This is a genomic window from Lacinutrix sp. (assembly GCF_029238095.1).
GTDB lineage: Bacteria > Bacteroidota > Bacteroidia > Flavobacteriales > Flavobacteriaceae > Lacinutrix.
Genome location: NZ_JAQWGS010000027.1, coordinates 193,921 through 213,645, shown reverse-complemented (window position 1 = coordinate 213,645; position 19,725 = coordinate 193,921). Strand labels below are relative to the sequence as shown.

The 19,725-nt window shown below is 30.7% G+C and carries 25 protein-coding genes and 1 tRNA gene; 20 read left to right on the top strand and 6 right to left on the bottom strand.

What is annotated here, in order from left to right:
* The first annotated feature begins 18 nt into the window (after positions 1–18).
* The 4 genes from P8H50_RS11085 (at position 19) to P8H50_RS10495 (ending at position 1,422) form a co-directional block, all read left to right on the top strand.
* The gene (locus P8H50_RS11085) at positions 19–153 is read left to right on the top strand and encodes a hypothetical protein (protein WP_366900975.1); all 135 of its coding nucleotides are present in this window, start codon (positions 19–21) and stop codon (positions 151–153) included.
* Between the two features lie 133 nt (positions 154–286).
* Positions 287–421 (top strand): hypothetical protein, encoded by a 135-nt coding sequence (locus P8H50_RS10505; RefSeq protein ID WP_300208703.1) that lies wholly within the window; start codon positions 287–289, stop codon positions 419–421.
* A 23-nt stretch (positions 422–444) separates the two neighbouring features.
* Positions 445–807, top strand: coding sequence for an MmcQ/YjbR family DNA-binding protein (locus P8H50_RS10500; protein ID WP_300208701.1), 363 nt, complete (start codon positions 445–447; stop codon positions 805–807).
* Between the two features lie 36 nt (positions 808–843).
* Complete coding sequence (locus P8H50_RS10495) at positions 844–1,422, top strand: alkylphosphonate utilization protein (protein ID WP_300208699.1); 579 nt, start codon at positions 844–846, stop codon at positions 1,420–1,422.
* 213 nt (positions 1,423–1,635) lie between these two features.
* Here P8H50_RS10495 and P8H50_RS10490 read toward each other — a convergent pair whose 3' ends face one another.
* Both P8H50_RS10490 and P8H50_RS10485 read right to left on the bottom strand, forming a co-directional pair.
* Entirely contained in the window at positions 1,636–2,001 is a 366-nt protein-coding gene (locus P8H50_RS10490) for a BlaI/MecI/CopY family transcriptional regulator (protein ID WP_300208697.1), read from the bottom strand.
* Positions 2,002–2,208: 207 nt separating this feature from the next.
* A complete protein-coding gene (locus P8H50_RS10485) occupies positions 2,209–3,597 on the bottom strand; it encodes a dipeptidase (protein WP_300208695.1) in 1,389 nt (462 codons plus the stop codon).
* 114 nt (positions 3,598–3,711) lie between these two features.
* On the opposite strand from P8H50_RS10485, the gene P8H50_RS10480 reads away from it, so the two are divergent.
* From P8H50_RS10480 to P8H50_RS10465, 4 genes are all read left to right on the top strand, one after another.
* Positions 3,712–3,793: transfer RNA gene (locus P8H50_RS10480), tRNA-Leu, on the top strand.
* 147 nt (positions 3,794–3,940) lie between these two features.
* Positions 3,941–4,633 carry a glycerophosphodiester phosphodiesterase family protein gene (locus tag P8H50_RS10475; protein ID WP_300208693.1) on the top strand — a complete coding sequence of 231 codons (693 nt, stop codon included), beginning with the start codon at positions 3,941–3,943 and terminating at the stop codon, positions 4,631–4,633.
* Positions 4,630–5,844 (top strand): NAD(P)/FAD-dependent oxidoreductase, encoded by a 1,215-nt coding sequence (locus tag P8H50_RS10470; RefSeq protein ID WP_300208691.1) that lies wholly within the window; start codon positions 4,630–4,632, stop codon positions 5,842–5,844. The genes P8H50_RS10475 and P8H50_RS10470 overlap by 4 nt, the downstream gene beginning before the upstream one ends.
* The gene (locus P8H50_RS10465; protein WP_300208689.1) at positions 5,841–6,374 is read left to right on the top strand and encodes a DUF1697 domain-containing protein; all 534 of its coding nucleotides are present in this window, start codon (positions 5,841–5,843) and stop codon (positions 6,372–6,374) included. Before P8H50_RS10470 ends, P8H50_RS10465 begins: the two co-directional genes overlap by 4 nt.
* Here the strand turns inward: P8H50_RS10465 and P8H50_RS10460 are convergent.
* Positions 6,371–6,892 (bottom strand): TetR/AcrR family transcriptional regulator, encoded by a 522-nt coding sequence (locus P8H50_RS10460; RefSeq protein WP_300208687.1) that lies wholly within the window; start codon positions 6,890–6,892, stop codon positions 6,371–6,373. The genes P8H50_RS10465 and P8H50_RS10460 overlap by 4 nt on opposite strands.
* Positions 6,893–7,164: 272 nt before the next feature.
* Between P8H50_RS10460 and P8H50_RS10455 the strand changes: the two genes are divergently transcribed.
* The 12 genes from P8H50_RS10455 to P8H50_RS10400 all read left to right on the top strand — a co-directional run bounded on the left by P8H50_RS10455 (position 7,165) and on the right by P8H50_RS10400 (position 18,074).
* Positions 7,165–8,247: a diphosphomevalonate decarboxylase gene (locus P8H50_RS10455; protein ID WP_300208685.1), complete on the top strand. Its 1,083-nt coding sequence runs from the start codon at positions 7,165–7,167 to the stop codon at positions 8,245–8,247.
* Positions 8,248–8,295: 48 nt separating this feature from the next.
* On the top strand, positions 8,296–9,225 hold the full coding sequence (locus P8H50_RS10450; RefSeq protein WP_300208683.1) for a mevalonate kinase: 930 nt from the start codon (positions 8,296–8,298) through the stop codon (positions 9,223–9,225).
* A gap of 54 nt (positions 9,226–9,279) precedes the next feature.
* Entirely contained in the window at positions 9,280–10,185 is a 906-nt protein-coding gene (locus P8H50_RS10445) for a geranylgeranylglycerol-phosphate geranylgeranyltransferase (protein WP_300208681.1), read from the top strand.
* Positions 10,186–10,253: 68 nt separating this feature from the next.
* A complete protein-coding gene (locus P8H50_RS10440) occupies positions 10,254–11,108 on the top strand; it encodes a pseudouridine synthase (RefSeq protein ID WP_300208679.1) in 855 nt (284 codons plus the stop codon).
* A 388-nt stretch (positions 11,109–11,496) separates the two neighbouring features.
* Positions 11,497–11,685 (top strand): CBS domain-containing protein, encoded by a 189-nt coding sequence (locus P8H50_RS10435; RefSeq protein ID WP_300208677.1) that lies wholly within the window; start codon positions 11,497–11,499, stop codon positions 11,683–11,685.
* Positions 11,686–11,722: 37 nt separating this feature from the next.
* Complete coding sequence (locus tag P8H50_RS10430) at positions 11,723–11,896, top strand: CBS domain-containing protein (RefSeq protein WP_300208675.1); 174 nt, start codon at positions 11,723–11,725, stop codon at positions 11,894–11,896.
* A 461-nt stretch (positions 11,897–12,357) separates the two neighbouring features.
* On the top strand, positions 12,358–13,755 hold the full coding sequence (locus tag P8H50_RS10425) for an arginine decarboxylase (protein ID WP_300208673.1): 1,398 nt from the start codon (positions 12,358–12,360) through the stop codon (positions 13,753–13,755).
* The gene (gene speB, locus P8H50_RS10420; protein ID WP_300208671.1) at positions 13,745–14,683 is read left to right on the top strand and encodes an agmatinase; all 939 of its coding nucleotides are present in this window, start codon (positions 13,745–13,747) and stop codon (positions 14,681–14,683) included. Before P8H50_RS10425 ends, speB begins: the two co-directional genes overlap by 11 nt.
* On the top strand, positions 14,673–15,647 hold the full coding sequence (locus tag P8H50_RS10415) for a deoxyhypusine synthase family protein (protein ID WP_300208669.1): 975 nt from the start codon (positions 14,673–14,675) through the stop codon (positions 15,645–15,647). Before speB ends, P8H50_RS10415 begins: the two co-directional genes overlap by 11 nt.
* The gene (locus P8H50_RS10410) at positions 15,647–17,182 is read left to right on the top strand and encodes a bifunctional GNAT family N-acetyltransferase/carbon-nitrogen hydrolase family protein (RefSeq protein WP_300208667.1); all 1,536 of its coding nucleotides are present in this window, start codon (positions 15,647–15,649) and stop codon (positions 17,180–17,182) included. The genes P8H50_RS10415 and P8H50_RS10410 overlap by 1 nt, the downstream gene beginning before the upstream one ends.
* Before the next feature lie 58 nt (positions 17,183–17,240).
* A complete protein-coding gene (locus tag P8H50_RS10405) occupies positions 17,241–17,564 on the top strand; it encodes a hypothetical protein (RefSeq protein WP_300208665.1) in 324 nt (107 codons plus the stop codon).
* 138 nt (positions 17,565–17,702) lie between these two features.
* On the top strand, positions 17,703–18,074 hold the full coding sequence (locus P8H50_RS10400; RefSeq protein ID WP_300208663.1) for a hypothetical protein: 372 nt from the start codon (positions 17,703–17,705) through the stop codon (positions 18,072–18,074).
* A 78-nt stretch (positions 18,075–18,152) separates the two neighbouring features.
* Here the strand turns inward: P8H50_RS10400 and P8H50_RS10395 are convergent, their stop codons facing one another.
* From P8H50_RS10395 to P8H50_RS10385, 3 genes are read right to left on the bottom strand one after another with little or no spacing between them, the layout of a single operon-like run.
* Positions 18,153–18,614 (bottom strand): hypothetical protein, encoded by a 462-nt coding sequence (locus P8H50_RS10395; RefSeq protein ID WP_300208661.1) that lies wholly within the window; start codon positions 18,612–18,614, stop codon positions 18,153–18,155.
* 5 nt (positions 18,615–18,619) lie between these two features.
* Positions 18,620–19,153, bottom strand: coding sequence for a GNAT family N-acetyltransferase (locus P8H50_RS10390; RefSeq protein ID WP_300208659.1), 534 nt, complete (start codon positions 19,151–19,153; stop codon positions 18,620–18,622).
* 11 nt (positions 19,154–19,164) lie between these two features.
* Positions 19,165–19,704 carry a DinB family protein gene (locus P8H50_RS10385; RefSeq protein ID WP_300208657.1) on the bottom strand — a complete coding sequence of 180 codons (540 nt, stop codon included), beginning with the start codon at positions 19,702–19,704 and terminating at the stop codon, positions 19,165–19,167.
* Between the last annotated feature and the right edge of the window lie 21 nt (positions 19,705–19,725).

Sequence of the window (19,725 nt, the reverse complement as noted above, 5' to 3'; positions counted from 1 at the left end):
AAAGTACCACAAAGCGGATTGTTTCAAATAGCCCAAAAAGATGCTTTAGAATCCATATTAATTATTGAAGGCATCGTTCAAACTATTGGTTGGACATTAGATTATTCTGCATTAGAAATAAATACTACAATACCTCCAAAATTAAAAAATTAACAGAAAGTATAAAGCATCCTTTACTTTTTGCCGATTTTATATGTATTTTATCGATGTTTTTGCTGTAATTACCTAAAAATGTTGTAATTATATATAGTATTAAGCTATTAATTTACAATTAACCAACCAAATTATGAATAGATTTTTTCAATACATTAACGAGGTTCTAGAGAGTTTAGATATTAGAACAAATATAGATTCTAATTCAAAAAAAATTCAATCCACATCAAATAGGTATTCAAAAAACAATTATTTAAAGGAGAAATAATTTTCTTCTTATAAATTTATTTAATGAATATTGAAGACCTAAGAACTTACTGTTTAAGTAAACCACATACAGAAGAGACTTTTCCATTCGATCAGGACACTTTGGTTTTTAAAGTCGCTGGAAAAATGTTTGCACTTGTTCCACTAGAAAAATGGGAACAAGGTTTAGCATCATTAAATCTAAAGGCAGATCCAGAGTATTCTCAAGAACTTAGAGCAGATTATAATAGTATAGAGCCTGGCTGGCATTCTAATAAAAAACACTGGAATACCCTTTATATCTACAAAAGAGAATTATCATCTAAGTTTATTATGGCACTAATAGACCATTCCTACGAAATGGTTCTAAAGGGAATGACTAAAAAACTTAGAGACTCACTGCAATAAAAACTGTATGTTTGCAAGCATATAATTTTATTTAGAATGAGTTTATCACAAATGTTACAAGACCGAAGTCATGCCACTTGCGAGTTGTGCACTTCTAAAACAAACACTAGAGACTATAATATTCCACCATCTTTAACAGAAAACGTAGACAATAGTTTATTAGTTTGTGCTAATTGTTACGACCAAATTGAAGGTAATACAGAAATGGACGTTAATCATTGGCGTTGTCTAAACGATAGTATGTGGAGCGAACATGTTGCTGTGCAAATTATGGCTTGGCGCATGCTACAACGCTTACGTGCAGAAGGTTGGCCAAAAGATTTGTTAGACATGATGTATTTAGATGATGATGCTTTAGCGTTAGCAAGAGCAACTGGAGAGCATAAAGACGACTCTGAAAAAATAATACATAGAGATGTAAATGGTGTTATCTTAGAGAATGGAGACGCTGTTGTATTAATTAAAGATCTTAAGATAAAAGGATCTAGCCAAGTCGCAAAACAAGGAACAGCAGTTAGAAATATTCGATTAGATCGTGAAAATGCTACCTATATTGAAGGTAAAGTTGGTCCAACGCTAACTGTTATTGTTACAGAATACGTTAAGAAAATATAATGCTCTAAATTAGAAAAAAGACCTGTTAAGTTTTAAAAAAACTAATAGGATATTTTATAAACGTTATAAAAGGAATCACTACAGAAACCACTAAAGCACCTAATAAATAAAAGCGTTTAAATTTATGAATTGTTAAATGCTCCAAAAACAGTTTATAGAAAACTATTAATATAGCTAAGCAAGCTGCCGATTTTAAGATTAAAATGGCCATGATTACTTATTTTTAATTTCGGTATCTATTATTGCACGTAACTCTTCTAATTCTTTTTTAGATAAATTGGTTTCTTTTATAAAAAAAGAAGCAAATTGCGAGCTACTATCGTTAAAAAAGTGTTTTATTAATCCATTAACGTGTTTAGAGAAATAGTCTTTTTTCTTCACTAAAGGATAGTATTCACGCGAGTTTCCAAACAAGTTATAGGCTATAAAACCTTTGTCTGTCATGCGTTTTAATAATGTAGCAACTGTTGTGTTTGCAGGTTTTGGCTCTGGATAAGCTTCTAGCAAGTCTTTCATGAACGCTTTTTCTAGTTTCCAGAGGTAGTTCATTAAATCTTCTTCGGTTTTTGTAAGCTGCATATTCTACAATTTTAGATTATTCTCTACAAACGTAGAACAAATATTTCAATTCTACAAATGTAGAGCAATATTTTTTGAGTATAGTCGAGTAAGTGCGTTAAGGATGGAGGAATTGTTGAAGCTCCTCGTAGAGAGCGACTGCCAAGAGCCTGACCTTTAGGGAACGCCAAAAAAAAATCCGCTTTATTAAAAAAACGGATTTTAAATTTATTTAGATAGTTCTGTAAAATATTTATAAAAACCTGGAATGGTTTCGATGCCTTTTAGGTAATTCCAAATCCCAAAATGTTCGTTTGGACTGTGTATAGCATCGCTATCTAAACCAAAGCCCATTAAAATGGTTTTGCTTTTTAGTTCTTGCTCGAAAAGAGAAACAATAGGAATACTGCCTCCACTACGTTGTGGAATTGGTGTTTTACCAAAAGTTTCTTCGTAAGCTTTACTAGCAGCTTTATAACCAATACTATCTATTGGTGTTACGTAACCTTGTCCTCCATGATGTGGTTTTACTTTTACCGTAACGCCTTTTGGTGCAATGCTTTCGAAGTGGTTTTTAAATAATGCAGTTATATTCTCCCAGTCTTGATTTGGCACTAAACGCATAGAGATTTTAGCAAAGGCTTGACTTGCTATTACGGTTTTTGCACCTTCTCCTGTGTAGCCTCCCCAAATGCCGTTAACGTCTAATGTTGGTCTAATGCTGTTACGCTCGTTTGTTGTGTAACCTGCTTCGCCATATACAGCTTCTATATCTAGAGCTTCTTTATAATGTTCTAAAGAAAATGGCGCTTTTGCCATTTGTGCACGTTCATCTAAAGATAATTCTTCTACATTATCGTAAAAACCAGGAATAGTAATATGGTTGTTTTCGTCGTGAAGTGATGCAATCATTTTTGTTAAAACGTTAATTGGGTTTGCAACTGCTCCTCCATATAAACCTGAGTGTAAATCTCTGTTTGGTCCAGTAACTTCTACTTCTACATAGCTTAAACCTCGTAAGCCTGTAGTTATAGATGGTACGTCTTTGGCTATCATTCCTGTGTCGCTTATTAAAATAACATCGTTACTTAATTTCTCTTGATTTTGTTTTACAAACTTACCTAGGTTTACGCTGCCTACTTCTTCTTCGCCTTCTATCATAAACTTAACGTTACATGGTAAAGTGTTTGTACTTGTCATATACTCTAAGGCTTTTACATGCATGTACATTTGTCCTTTATCATCGCAAGCACCACGTGCGAATATTGCGCCTTCTGGATGTAATTTAGTTTCTTTAATAACAGGTTCAAATGGTGGAGATGTCCATAAATCAAGTGGATCTGGCGGTTGTACATCGTAATGGCCATAGACTAAAACAGTAGGAAGGTTTTTATCTATTATTTTGTGTGCATATATAATTGGGTAGCCTTCGGTTTCACAAATTTCTACAACATCGCAACCTGCATCTGTCAAACTTTTCGCAACAACATCTGCAGTTTTAATGGTGTGCTCTTTGTAAGCAGAATCTGCACTAATTGATGGTATTTTAAGTAATTCTATAAGTTCATCAAGAAAGCGTTGCTTGTTTTCTTGAACGTAAGATTTTATGTTTTTCATATTTAAAATTTGATTTTATGTAAAAGTACAAAAATGAAAATTATTTTGTTTGTGGTTATTATGAATATTCAAACTATTGTTTATATTTGCAATCCAAAATTATTGGAACAAGTCGCAGGCGTGGTGGAATTGGTAGACACGCTAGACTTAGGATCTAGTGCCGCGAGGTGTGAGAGTTCGAGTCTCTCCGCCTGTACTGTTAAAAAGCTTCTCTTTTTTGAGAAGCTTTTTTTATTAAGTAGGTTTTGTTCTTTTTAATCATATAAATAGATTGTTTTCTATGTTATCAATCATCAATTTTGTTACATTAGTTGTATTTTTAATACTTTTTTATAATATAATAATGGAGGATTTTAAAACATTAAAATTTGGTCACAGAGGAGCAAAAGGTTACCTCGCAGAAAACACCATAGAATCTATACAAAAAGCGCTTAAATTAGGAGTAGATGGCATTGAAATAGACGTGCATAAATGTAAGTCTGGTGAGTTGGTTGTTTTTCATGATTTTACACTAGATAGGTTAACAAATGGTATTGGAGAAATTGCTACTTTCACACTTCAAGAATTAAAAGAACTTTTTATTTTAAAACAATTTAAAATTCCTACATTAATTGAAGTCCTAGAAGTCATCAATAAAAAGTGTATACTTAACATTGAATTAAAAGGAATAAATACAGCAGAGGAGACAGTTAAAACAATTGAAAGTTATATAGAAAACCAACATTGGAATTATAATAATTTCTTAGTGTCTAGTTTTCAAAAAAAGGAGTTAGAAGCAGTTTATAATTTGAATAAAAATATCGAATTAGGTGTGCTAACAAAAGCAAATCTTGAAGAAGCTATAGACTTTGCAAAAAGTATAAATACAAAAACAATTCACGCTAATTTTTCTTTATTAAGTAAAAACAATGTCGAAAAAGCTCATTTAAATGGATATAAAATAAATACATGGACTGTTAATACATTACAAGCAATTAATAGATTAAAATCTTATAATGTTGATGCTATAATTAGCGATTTTCCCGATAGAATATGATAAATAAAGATATACTAATTGTAGGAGGAGGCGCTTCAGGGTTTTTTGCAGCTATAAACATAGCAGAACAGCATCCTAACTTAAAAGTCACCATTTTAGAACGCGGAAAAGAGGTGTTAACAAAGGTAAAAGTTTCTGGAGGAGGACGATGCAACGTAACACATGCAGAGTTTATTCCGCAAGAATTAGTTACAAATTATCCAAGAGGTGAAAGGGAATTGCTTGGGCCATTTCATACCTTCATGACAGGAGACACCATTGCTTGGTTCGAGGAAAGAGGAGTAGCATTAAAAATTGAAGAAGATGGTCGCATGTTCCCAGTGTCTAATAGCTCTCAAACCATAATAGATTGTTTTATTAATGAAGCTAGAATACACAATGTTGAGGTGTTAAGAAACCATCCTGTAATCTCTATAGTTTACGATAAGAATAATTGGTTAGTAAACACAAAAACAAATAGTTTTACTTGCCAGAAGCTAATAATAGCAACTGGAAGTAATCCTAAAATATGGAATCTTTTACAAGAGCTAGGACATTCGGTTTCATCACCTGTCCCTTCACTTTTTACTTTCAATATTAAAGACAATCGTATTAAAGATATTCCTGGAGTAGTAGCTAAAAATGTTAGCATTAAAGTAGTAGACTCAAATTTGGAAACGGAAGGACCATTATTAATTACACATTGGGGAATGAGCGCGCCTTCAATTTTAAAACTCTCAGCATTTGGTGCTTTAGAATTAGCAAAAAGAAACTATAAGTTTTCAATAGAAGTTAATTTTGTTAATCTAAATTATGAGATTGTAATTTCACGATTATATGATATAAAGAAAGAACTTAACAAGAAAAAAGTAATTAACTATGCGCAATTTGATTTGCCTAAACGTTTATGGCACCAGTTAGTTTTAGCTTCAGAAATAAATCTAGAAACACGTTGGGCAGATTGTACAAAAGCTCAAATAGAAAATTTAGTAAATCAGCTCACTTCAGCCATTTTTAAAGTAGATGGTAAAAGCACCTTTAAAGAAGAATTTGTTACTGCAGGAGGTGTAAATTTAAAAGAAGTAAACTTTAAAACTTTTGAAAGCAAATTACATAAAAACCTATATTTTGTTGGTGAAGTTTTAAATATAGATGCTGTTACAGGTGGTTTTAATTTTCAAAATGCTTGGACAGGAGCTTACATTGTTTCACGTAATATTTTTAAATCATGATAACATACATTGCGCTATTAAGAGGTATAAATGTTGGTGGTCATAAAAAAGTATCTATGGCAGATTTACGTAGTTTACTTACAGGTATTGGTTTTAATGAAGTTTTAACTTATATCCAAAGTGGAAACATTGTGTTTCAGTCTTCCGATAAAAACAAAACTATTTTAGAAGATAAAATTCAAAAGGTCATAGAATCTCATTTCGGTTTTTTAGTACCAGTTATAGTAAAAACAAAACAAGAATTACAATTAATTTTTGACTCATGTATTTTTTCAGAAGAAAAAAAGACAAAAAGTTTCTTTATTTTATTAGACAAGATTCCTGAAACAGATTTAGTTAAACAAGTCAATAAAATTACTTTTGAAAACGAAGAGTTTTCAGTTATTAATAATGCACTTTATTTTTATTCGTCTGTAGGTTATGGTCGCACAAAATTTAACATGAATACCTTCGAGAAAAAATTAAAAGTTAATGCTACTTCCAGAAATTATAATACTGTAAAAAAATTACTTGACTTAGGTAGTTTTTAATGTTTATCAGGATTTTTAACACAATCCCAAGACATTTTCAAAGCGTCATTAATTTGTTCAGAGTTCATTTCTAGTTCATTTTTAAATTTCAATCTGGCACAAGAAATCACATTTCCAAATGTAATTTGTAACAACAACCTTAAATTAATATCTCTAAAATCTTTATTCAATATAGCAGCTAAAAAGAAATCTCTAACAGTTATAAAGTTTGGAATATTTTGGTCTCTAATCTCTTGAGTAATAATTGGTGGGACACCTACAAACTCCATAAATTTAAAAGCTAATGGGTTGGAAATAAAATAATTATACAAATTAAGCCACATGATTTCAAACTGTTTTTTCACACCATTTTCTGGAACATTAGCCATCATTACAACACCAAAATCTTTACAAATTATAGTGTAAATTTCTTCGATAATTTCTTCTTTATTATTAAAATAATGATAAATAGTACCAACAGCAACACCTGCTTCTTTGGCAATTTGAGACATAGGAGTTGCATGGACGCCTTGTTTCACCACTAATTCTAAAACAGTAATTATAATTTTTTGTTTTTTATTTATTTAAAAAATAAAAACACATATTGCATGTGTTCTTTAATAAGCATGAAGTGGAGTTTTAATGTAATATGAATAAAAAAACTAATATTAGTTTTACTTTAAAATTAATTTTTACCTATATCAATCTTAATATTATACTGCAAACAGAATAAATGATTATTCATTTTGGGACTCCAAAATAGAATTTTTTTATAGAATTATAAGCTATATTTGTCAAAATTTTATTTTGCATGACAATAGAGCAGTTTATACCAACCAATCTTAATACAAATGCTAATGGAGGAGCCGTAACATGGTCTTCACCAAGTAATATTGCTTTGGTTAAATATTGGGGAAAAAAAGAACATCAAATACCAGAAAACCAATCTATAAGTTTCACTTTAAATACATGTAAAACCATTACAAAACTATCTTATTCTAAAAAGGAAACTAGTAATAATAACTTTTCTTTTAAAGTTTTTTTAGATGGTGATCACAAGGAGGATTTTGAACCAAAAATTAAAACGTTTTTTGAGCGTATTGATCCGTATTTACCTTTTTTAAAAGCTTACCATTTTAAAATAGAAACAGAAAACACGTTTCCTCATAGTTCTGGTATTGCATCTTCTGCATCAGGAATGAGTGCTTTGGCTATGTGTTTAATGAGTATCGAAAAAGAATTAAATCCTGAAGTAAGCGATGAGTACTTTATTAAAAAAGGATCTTTTCTTGCAAGATTAGGTTCAGGTAGCGCTTGCAGAAGTATAGAAGGAGACCTTGTTGTTTGGGGGAAACACAACGATATAGAAGGTAGTAGTGATTTATTTGGTGTAAAATATCCATATCAAGTACACGATAATTTCAAAAATTATCAAGACACTATTTTATTGGTGGATAAAGGAGAAAAACAAGTGAGTAGTACAGTTGGCCATAATTTAATGCATGGACATCCTTTTGCTCAAGAACGTTTTAAACAAGCAGAAAAAAACATAACTAAGTTAAAAACAATATTGGCCTGTGGAGATTTAGAGGCTTTTATTGCTTTAGTAGAGAGCGAAGCGTTAACATTACATGCTATGATGATGACGAGCATGCCATATTTTATATTGATGAAGCCCAATACACTAGAAATAATTAATAAAATTTGGAGTTTTAGAAAGCAAAGTGGTTTACACATTAGTTTTACTTTAGATGCTGGAGCAAACGTACATATTTTATATCCAGAAAACGAAGCAGAAGCTATTTTAGAATTCATTAAAACTGAGTTAGTTGCATATTGTCAAAATGGTCACTATATTTGTGATAGAATTGGATTTGGTGCAAAAAAACTTTAGTTCTTTTTGACTACTGCAAACTGCAACTAAATACTGAACACTATTTATATGAAAGGTCCATTGTTCTATTCAAAAATTCTTCTCTTTGGAGAATACGGTATTATTAAAGATTCTAAAGGGTTATCAATACCATATAACTTTTATAATGGTGCTTTAAAAACAGATAAAAACCCATCTGATGAAGCAATAAAATCTAACATTAGCCTGCAAAAATTTGCAACTTATCTTAGCAAGGTAAACGAAGATTTAGTGGTTTTTGAAATTGAAAAGTTAAAAGAAGATGTAGATAATGGTATGTATTTTGATTCTTCAATCCCACAAGGCTATGGAGTAGGAAGTAGTGGCGCATTAGTAGCTGCTATTTACGATAAATACGCCCTAAACAAAATAACAGTCTTAGAAAATTTAACAAGAGAAAAGCTGTTACAATTAAAAGCAATATTTTCTAAAATGGAATCTTTTTTCCACGGAAAATCTTCTGGGCTAGACCCATTAAACAGTTATTTAAGTTTACCAATACTTATTAATTCTAAAGACAATATAGAAGCCACAGGAATACCAACACAAAGCACATCTGGAAAAGGCGCAGTATTTTTACTAGATAGTGGTATTATAGGCGAAACAGCACCAATGGTAAGTATTTTCATGGAAAGTATGAAACAAGAAGGATTCCGTAACATGCTAAAATCACAATTTATTAAGCACACAGATGCATGTGTAGAAGACTTTCTTAAAGGTGATATAAAATCATTATTTAGTAATACCAAGCAATTATCTAAAGTCGTTTTAAACAACTTCAAACCCATGATTCCTTTGCAATTTCATGAGCTTTGGAAAAATGGTTTAGAAACTAACGATTATTACCTTAAGCTTTGTGGCTCTGGAGGAGGAGGTTATATTCTAGGTTTTACACAAGACATCAAAAAAGCACAACAATCTCTAAAAGATTATAAACTAGAAGTTGTTTACAATTTCTAGATAAACTCGTTTTCTATTGAGCAAGTCTTAGATTCTTATAAATCATTTTTATTTATGTTCAACAGAAAGCAGAAACACATTCTACTCAAGTTTTTTAGTCTGTTTTCAGTGGTTCGTGGTTATAATATTCTTGTTATTGTTCTTGCGCAATATTTAACAGCTATTTATATTTTTGCTCACGATAAACCAGCAAAAAAAGTCATTTTCGATGTTAATTTACTCATGCTAGTTTTAGCATCTTCAGCAGTTATAGCAGGAGGATACATAATTAATAATTTTTACGATTCTGAAAAAGATTTAATTAATAGGCCAAACAAATCGATGTTAGATAAATTGGTTAGTCAGAACACAAAACTGTCTTTTTATTTTGTACTTAATTTTTCTGCTATCGTAATGGCAAGTTACGTCTCGTTTAATCCTGTACTGTTCTTCTCGGTTTATATATTTGCCATTTGGTTTTATTCTCACAAACTCAAAAAAATGCCTATTGTGGGTAATCTTGTTTCTGCAATATTATCCATAGCTCCATTTTTTGCTATTTTTATATACTATAAGAACTTCGATACAGTAATTTTCGTTCATGCATCTTTCTTGTTTTTAATAATATCAATTCGAGAACTCACTAAAGATTTAGAAAACATGACAGGTGATTTAGCTTTAAATTACAGAACAATTCCTGTAGTTTATGGTGATAAAACATCAAAAAAAATGATTACTTTATTAGTTGCATTAACGCTTATTCCAATGGTTTTACTCATTTCTAAATATAGAATTGGCTTTATGAGTTATTATTTTTTAGGAGCAGAAATACTACTTGTAGTTTTTTTAGTTTTACTATGGAAATCATCTACAAAAACACATTACGTTATATTACACAACATTTTAAAAGTCATTATTGTAGCAGGCGTTTTTAGTATCTTATTAATAGATGTAAATTTACTTTTAAACCGAATTTTTTAAAAATGAACAAAAAACGATTCTAAATTCGTCAATCGAAATTATAATCTATCTTTGCAAAAAAAATAACCATGAGTAAACAAGGCGGTCAACGACAAGGAAAATCTGCTCCAAATGGAGGAAAGAAAGCATACAAAAACAATTTTGTAAAAGGCAATGCAGAAGTAAAAGGTTCAGGCTCTAAACCAAAGAAAACCGCTCAGCAAAAAAAATCAGTTCAGTCAGACGAGATTAGATTAAATAAATATATAGCCAATTCTGGAGTCTGTTCGCGACGTGATGCAGATGTTCATATTGCAACAGGTTTAGTAACAGTAAACGGAAAAGTAGTAGTAGAAATGGGTTATAAAGTAAAATTTGATGACGAAGTGCGTTATGATGGTTCACGAATTACACCAGAAAAAAAGGCGTATGTTTTATTAAACAAACCTAAAGGATTTGCTACAACAACAAGCGAGCATAAAGGCAGAACAGTTATGGACTTAGTAGCAAATGCCACCAATTCTAGAATTAAACCAATAGGACGTTTAGGTAGAAACTCTACTGGATTATTATTATTTACAAACGATGCTAAAATAGTGTCTCGATTTACAAGTTCTAACAAAGGTGTAGAACGTTTATTTCATTTAGAATTAGATAAAAATTTAAAGCTAGAAGATTTAAAAAAAATTCGTGAAGGCTTAAGAATAGAAGGTAAATTAATAAATGTAGAAGAAGTAGATTACGTTGGCGATAAGAAAAATGAAGTAGGAATAAAAATCAAGAATACTGGAAACACCATTTTACATACTATTTTCGATTACCTTAAATACGAATTAGTAAGAATTGATTGTGTGCAAATAGCTCATTTAACCAAAAAAGATATACCAAGAGGTAACTGGAAAATACTAACAGATCAAGAGGTGCAAACTTTAATGATGTTGTAATATTACAATACCAGAAATTTACAATTTTAATACCGAGCTTGCTCGGTTTTTTTTATTATAAAGTGTAAACTATAGCTTCAACACTACTCGTTAAGTTGTTTATATTTAATGTGTATTTTTTTTACTAAGAACACAATATAAATAACCATATTTAAATTAACAGCTCATAAAAAAAGTATTTGTTATAGCTTGTTTCCAAAAGTGTCTTTTAGCCTTTAACTTGTTTTTTGTCTAATATTAAAGCATAATATTAAGAACACCTTGTTTAAGGTCTATATGCATTAATATATACATGATTAATATCATAAAAGTTAGAATTTTAATATCTTATGTTTAAGAATAAAAATACGCAGTATTTAAACTAATTTTTTAACTAAAAACATATGTTATGAGAATACAAGTAAAAGATTTTATGTCTACTCCAGTTATTACTGCTGTAGCAGAAAACAAAGTTTCAGAAACTATGGCACTCATGAAAGAAAAAGGCATTCATGCTGTTCCAATTATTTCATACCCTAGAGATAATCCAGAGGCAGAAATGACTATTCAAGGCATATTTACAACATCAGAATATTAGTGAAGAAGTAAATAAAAATACAACTGTACAAGATGTAATGACAAATTCTAACGTTCATGTTGTACATGTTAACTCGAGCGCAAACTCAGCTGCAAAAATGATGCTTAAACACGAGGTTCATCATATAGTGGTTATGGACAATGGCAAAATAAAAGGGATGATAAGTGCTATGGATTTTGTAAAACTAGTAGCAGAATATACATTAGAATAGAAGCAATTTTTTGCTGTTCTTTTGGTGTAGAAACCAACAATTTAAATTGTTGTAAGTGTCTAATATTTAGCTGTTAAAGTTGTTTTTTAAACTACTTTTAAAAATCACTAAAAAAATAACATAAATTTTATTTGTAATTAAAAAAAAAGTATTTCATTTGCCAATAAAATAAGACTTACTCATAATAGTAAGAATTATAGCTGAACAAATTGAACCATGTTTATACGTTCGGGCTTTTGAACATTAGGAAGTCATTTTCAAAAGCAGCTTATAGATTAAGCAACCGAATTTTAGAGCTAACTTCCGCTTTAACTTCTATTGTTGCTAGCCAGCACAATTATGGCTTTACGCCTACAACAGACCTAAGAATACAAGTCTGAATTCCTTACATTTTTTCTACTGAAACAAATTTTCGGCACCTTTACTTTTTATATATCTTCAACATTTATTTATAAATAATAATGAATACTAAATATATTGATTTAATCAATCAAACTTTCGATTTCCCACAAGAGGAATTCAAATTAGAAAAAAATCAATTACAATTTCATGATATCGATCTTATGAAATTAGTTGAGCAGTATGGTGCTCCATTAAAGTTCACCTACTTGCCACAAATATCTAATAATATTCAACGTGCAAAACAGTGGTTTGCGAATGCTATTGAAAAGCATGACTACAAAGGTAATTATAACTATTGCTATTGCACAAAAAGCTCTCATTTTAAACACGTTTTAAACGAAGCTTTAAAAAATAATATACATATTGAAACCTCTTCAGCTTTCGATATCGATATTGTAGAAAATTTAAAAGCCGAAGGTAAAATCACTAACGAAACCTATGTGATTAGTAACGGTTTTAAACGTGAGCAATACATAACAAACATCGCTCGATTAATAAATGGAGGTCAAAAAAACTGCATTCCAATAATAGATAATTACGAAGAGATAGATTTATTATCAGAACAAGTAAAAGGAAAATATAACATTGGAATTCGCATAGCATCAGAAGAAGAACCTAAATTCGAGTTTTATACCTCGCGCTTAGGAATTGGTTACAAAAACATTGTGCCTTTTTACAAGAGCCAAATTCAAGATAATAAAAAAGTAAACCTTAAAATGTTACACTTTTTTATTAATACAGGAATTCGCGACACTGCATATTACTGGAACGAACTTCAAAAATGTTTGAAAGTTTATACCAGTTTAAAGAGAATTTGCCCAAGTTTAGACAGCTTAAATATTGGAGGTGGTTTTCCAATTAAAAACTCATTAGCTTTCGATTTTGATTACGAATATTTAGTAGACGAAATAGTAAATCAAATCAAAATTACTTGTGAAGAAGAAGAAGTAGAGGTGCCAAATATTTTTACAGAATTTGGAAGTTTTACAGTAGGAGAAAGTGGAGGAGCGATTTACGAGGTACTTTACCAGAAACAACAAAACGACCGTGAAAAATGGAACATGATTAACTCTTCTTTCATCACAACATTACCAGATACTTGGGCAATTAACAAGCGTTTTGTAATGCTAGCTATAAACAGATGGGAATCTAGTTACGAACGTGTTTTGTTAGGAGGCCTAACTTGCGATAGTGATGATTATTACAATAGTGAGCAGCACATGAATGCTATCTATTTACCAAAATACAATAAGGAAAAACCATTATACATTGGCTTTTTCAATATAGGTGCATACCAAGAAACTATAGGTGGTTTTGGAGGTTTGCAACACTGCTTAATACCGTCACCAAAACACATTTTAATAGATAAGGATGTAGACGGAACAATAACAACAAAACTATTTAGTGAACAACAAAAAAGTGAAGACTTACTTAAAATTTTAGGCTATGCAAACTAAAACTTACGCAGGTATTTCGGAAGAGTTTTCGAAACTTGAAACAGCAAAAATTGTATTAATTCCAGTACCTTACGATGGTACAAGTACATGGCAAAAAGGAGCAGATAAAGGTCCTGATGCCTTTTTAGATGCTTCAGAAAATATGGAGCTTTATGATATTGAAACTGAAACAGAAGTTTACAAACAAGGTGTTTATCTTGCAGATGCTGTTACAGAAAACAGTTCTCCAGAATCTATGGTAGATGCTGTACATCAAGCAACTAAAAATTATATTAAAAAGAACAAGTTTGTTACCATTTTTGGAGGAGAGCATTCAATTTCTATAGGTACCATACGTGCATTTAATGAAATGTATCCAAGTTTAACAGTGTTACAACTAGATGCGCATGCAGATTTGCGTAAAGAATACGAAGGTTCAAAATGTAACCATGCATGTGCACTTTATGAAGCAAGTCAAACAACTAATTTAATTCAAGTTGGTATTCGTTCTATGGATATTATAGAAACTACAGTTATGGACAAAGAGAGAACATATTTTGCTCATGAAATGGCTCTAGACGATACTTGGATGGATACTGCTGTAGATCAAATGACAGAGAATGTATTTATTACAATAGATTTAGATGTTTTCGATCCTTCAATTATGCCAAGCACAGGAACACCAGAACCAGGCGGATTATTATGGTACGAAACACTAGAGTTTTTAAAACAAGTTTTTACCGAAAAAAATGTGGTTGGATTTGATATTGTAGAACTATGTCCTAATAAAAACGAGAAATCTTCAGATTTTTTAGCAGCTAAATTATATTATAAAATGCTTAGTTATAAGTTTGAAAATGATGAAGCCGAAGATGATTACGATAACGCATTTAATACATTAAAAGAAAAAAATAACAGCTCAAAATACAACGAAGACGATGAGTACTAAAGGACCAATATCTCAATTTATAGAAAAGCATTACTTACACTTTAATGCAGCAGCTCTAGTAGATGCAGCTAAAGGTTACGAAGCACAATTAGATAATGGTGCAAAAATGTTAGTATCGCTTGCAGGAGCTATGAGTACTGCAGAGCTTGGTAAAAGTTTTGCAGAAATGATTCGCCAGGATAAAGTGCAAATTATCTCTTGTACAGGAGCTAATTTAGAAGAAGATATTATGAATTTGGTAGCACATTCTCATTACAAGCGCGTGCCAAATTATCGTGATCTAACACCTCAAGACGAGTGGGATTTATTAGAGAAAGGATTAAACCGTGTTACAGATACATGTATTCCTGAGGAAGAAGCTTTTAGAAGACTACAACAACATATTGTTAAAATTTGGAAAGATGCAGAGGCTAAAGGCGAACGTTATTTACCACACGAATATATGTACAAAATGTTATTATCTGGAGTTTTAGAGCAGTATTACGAGATTGATATTAAAGACTCATGGATGTATGCAGCAGCTCAAAAAAACCTACCAATAGTTTGTCCAGGTTGGGAAGATAGTACCATGGGAAATATTTTTGCAAGCTACGTACTTAAAGGCGAATTGAAAGCGAGTACTGTAAAATCTGGTATAGAATACATGACATTTTTAGCAGATTGGTACACAGATAATTCTTCAAAAGGTATTGGTTTCTTTCAAATTGGAGGAGGAATAGCAGGAGATTTTCCTATATGTGTTGTGCCAATGTTATATCAAGATATGGAGCGTCCAGAAACACCGTTTTGGAGTTATTTCTGCCAGATAAGCGATTCTACAACCAGTTATGGTTCTTATTCTGGAGCTGTACCTAACGAGAAAATTACTTGGGGAAAACTAGATATAGATACTCCTAAATTTATTATTGAAAGTGATGCTACTATTGTTGCACCTTTAATTTTTGCTTATCTTCTTGGTTTATAATGGAAGAACATAAAATTGAAAATATCGAGTTAAAGTATTTAACTGTTGATGATTTTGAAGAATTAAAATCAGCAACACTTGAATCTTATGGAGGTGTCTTAGATTCTTTTTGGAAGAGAGATCACATTGCACATTTAACAACTATTTTTCCTAAAGGACAAGTTGTTATTAAAATTGATGGAAAATTAGCTGGTTGTGCTTTGTCACTTGTTGTAGATTACGACAAGATAGAAGACAATCATACTTATGCCGATATTATTGAAGGCGATAAGTTTAAAAATCATGATTCAGAAGGAGATGTACTTTATGGAATAGATGTTTTTATTAAACCAGAATATAGAGGTTTAAGATTAGGAAGACGCTTATACGATTACCGTAAAGAGATTTGTGAAGAACTTAATTTAAAAGGCATCGTGTTTGGAGGAAGAATGCCAAACTACCATAAGCATAAAAACGAGTTAACACCCAAAGAATATATAGAAAAAGTAAAACGTAAAGAAATTCATGATCCTGTTTTAAACTTTCAAATTTCTAACGATTTTCATCCATTAAGAGTTATAAAAGGCTATTTAGAAGGAGATACAGCATCAAACGAGTATGCTGTTTTAATGGAGTGGGATAATATTTATTACACTAAGAAAAGCAAGAAAGCAAGTTCTGTTAAAACCGTTGTAAGATTAGGATTAATACAATGGCAAATGCGTCCTTATAAAGACCTAGACGATTTAATGCAGCAAGTAGAATATTTTGTAGATAGTGTTGCAGCTTATAGATCAGATTTTGCTTTGTTTCCAGAGTTTTTTAATGCACCACTCATGGCTAAATATAATCATTTACATGAGCCTGATGCTATTAGAGAATTAGCAAAATACACTAAGAAGATTGTAGAGAAAATGCAGCAATTATCAATCTCTTACAACATAAATATTATTACTGGTAGTATGCCAGAATTAATAAATGAGAACTTATATAACGTAGGATATTTATGCAGAAGAGATGGAAGCTTAGAGCGTTATGAGAAAATTCATGTTACACCAGACGAAGCTAAAGTTTGGGGTATGCAACGTGGTAATAAATTGCAAACGTTTGAGACAGATGCAGGAAAAATTGGTGTATTAATTTGTTATGACTCTGAATTTCCAGAATTATCACGATTATTATCAGACGAAGGAATGGATATTCTATTTGTTCCTTTTCTTACAGATACTCAAAACGGCTACTCTCGAGTGCGCTTGTGCGCTCAAGCAAGAGCTATAGAGAACGAATGCTATGTAGCAATAGCAGGAAGCGTAGGTAATTTGCCAAACGTAAATAATATGGATATTCAATATGCACAATCTGCTGTATTTACACCATGCGATTTTTCTTTTCCTAGTAACGGAATAAAAGCAGAAGCAACTACAAACACAGAAATGATTCTGGTAGCAGATGTAGATATAAGTTTATTAAGAGAATTACACTCTTTTGGTGCAGTAAAAAATTTAAAGGATAGAAGAAAAGATTTTTACAATGTTTTAAGAGTTAATAAAAGTTAATAGTATTTTTACAATAAATTAGATGTTAGTTTCGCGCTTGCGAAAAAAAATAAATATAATGAAAAACAGACACGAAAATTTAAAACGCGTTATCGTCGACTTTAAAAAATTGACACCTGAAATCTTAGCGATGTTGGTAGATAAATTTCCTGATGGTTATGACGATCGTGATGTAATTTCTTTTAGAAATGCTAAAAACGAGATTGTTGAAGCTGTAGAATTAATTACAGAAGACACAAAATACTTAGTAAAAGTAAGTACAAAACTGGAGTTAACTATGGAAAATTATGATGAAGATGATTATGAAGATTTTGATGGTAATGATCCAGAGGCAGTACAAGATCCAGAAATAACTGAAGATACAGACGACGACGACTTTTAATAGGTGTTATCTGTAATTAACTAAAAAAATATAAAAGCAAACATACTATAACTACTATTTTCGACAAGAGAAAGCCATGTTTTATTAGAAATAAGACGTCACTTTCACAGGTTTTTAGATAACAAAAAACTATTCAAAATGAAGTCAAAAAAAATAATACAATTAGTAGTGCTTGGTGTTTTTATTTTAATTCTCTCAAGTTTTAAGAATGAAACTAAAATTGCTTTAATAAATCAAGATACAAAAACAATAATTGCAACTTTTGATGGTGCTGAAGCCTATGGTTATAATTTTATAGTAAGTAACGATGATGATGAAGAATCTACAATTACGTTTCAAAATGCTGACGATGAAGTTTTAGAAGCATTCGATTTAGCTTCAGAAGCTTTAATAGGTACTACAATGAAAGTAACTTACACTGCAGTAACAGAAATAGAAGCAGGCGAAGACGGTTTTGAAAACAAAATCGAAGTCTTAACCATCACTAAGCTTGAGCAAATAGAAAATTAGTAAAAGTTTAAATTTTAAAAAAATCGCATGTTTTATCATGCGATTTTTTTTGTTTAATGACTAATATGTGTTGTTGTATTAACCTTGATATTCTATACTAATTATAATAGTATTGTTTACCTGTTTTATTTTAAGCAACTGTTTATAATGTGCAATATGGTTAGAGTAAAACGGTAAAAAGTTGTTAAAAAGCTCTTTTTGTTGTTGGTTAAAATAGCAGATGTATAGTTTACCATTTGTTCTTTCATCGTTTTCAGAATCATAAATTAAGTAGCTGTCGTATTCAAATAGTCCTATGTCTATTTCTTTTTTGTAGTAGTTACCTTTTGGAGGATATCTATCTGTAAAGCCAATTATTTTATTTTCTTCAAGACCGCTCAAATTACAATTAGTGCAATTCTTATATATTAAAGACGTTGTTTTTAAACTATCTACAAAAGTTTTTAAATGAGAATCTTTTTCAAGAATATTATCTAATTCGCTTTTAGTTGTACAACTCAGTACAATTAAAAATATTGCTACTAATAGGAAATTCTTCATCAATATTATTTAGCTAATTTAGAGTAGATGTCTAAACTAATAAAGGCTTTATTTTTTATTTCACAATCTCGCATTGTACCTTCTAAATTAAACTTTAGTTTCGCTAATGCTTTTTTACAATTTATGTTTTTAGTTTCTACAAATCCTTCTATTCTATGAAGGCCAATAGTATTAAATGCATGATTTAATATTAGAGGCATAGTTTCTGTCATATATCCTTTTCCCCAATTTTCTGGTAACAACCAAAAACCAATTTCTGCTTTTTTGTTTTCAACGCTTAAATCGTTTAATCCTCCAGCGCCAAGAAACTTTCCATCAACTTTAGAGCAAACTGCCCACCAAATACCAGTTCCGTTATTCTCTAGATCTGAAAACCAATTCATTTGCTCTTTTGTTGCTTCTAAACTATCATAGCTAATTCCATAATACTTTATTATGTCTGGATGAGAAAGTCCTTTAAAAACGACCTCTAAATCTGAAGCTACAAATTGTCTTAATACCACTCTTTCAGATTCTAATACAGGAAATCTACTTTTCATTTTACATTGGTTTATTGAAATAAAACATATCTAGGTGGAACAAGACCATTAAGCCTTAAATAAACAAGCATTTGACCTCTGTGATGTGTAATATGGTCTGCAAGTAATAAGAATATTTGTCGTTTTGTTCTCTTTAAACCAAAATAGTCTAATTCATCATTAAATTTTGAAATATCAAATTGCTTAATTAATGTAATCGCCTCATCAAAGGTTTTGTTAATAGTCGAAAGCATTTTAACTTTAGACTTATTGGCTACCTTAAAAATAGTATCTGTTTTCCAATCTCTAGAAGCTCTTTCACCTAACAAAGACTGGCTATGCCAATCTATAGCATAACCTATATGCATTAAATTTTCAGCAAATGATAAAGATTCTGGTGAGGCTTTATAGTTGTATTGTTTTTCTGGCATTGTTTCTGCCACAAGAATTAAATATTTTCTAGAATTTTCTAAACGCACTAAATAGTCTTTAATAAAGCTATTTTCTTGAGCCATTAGAGAAGAGACCGAAGTAAATAGCATAATAGTAGTTAGTTTAAATATTTGTTTCATAGATTTTTATATAAGTTATGT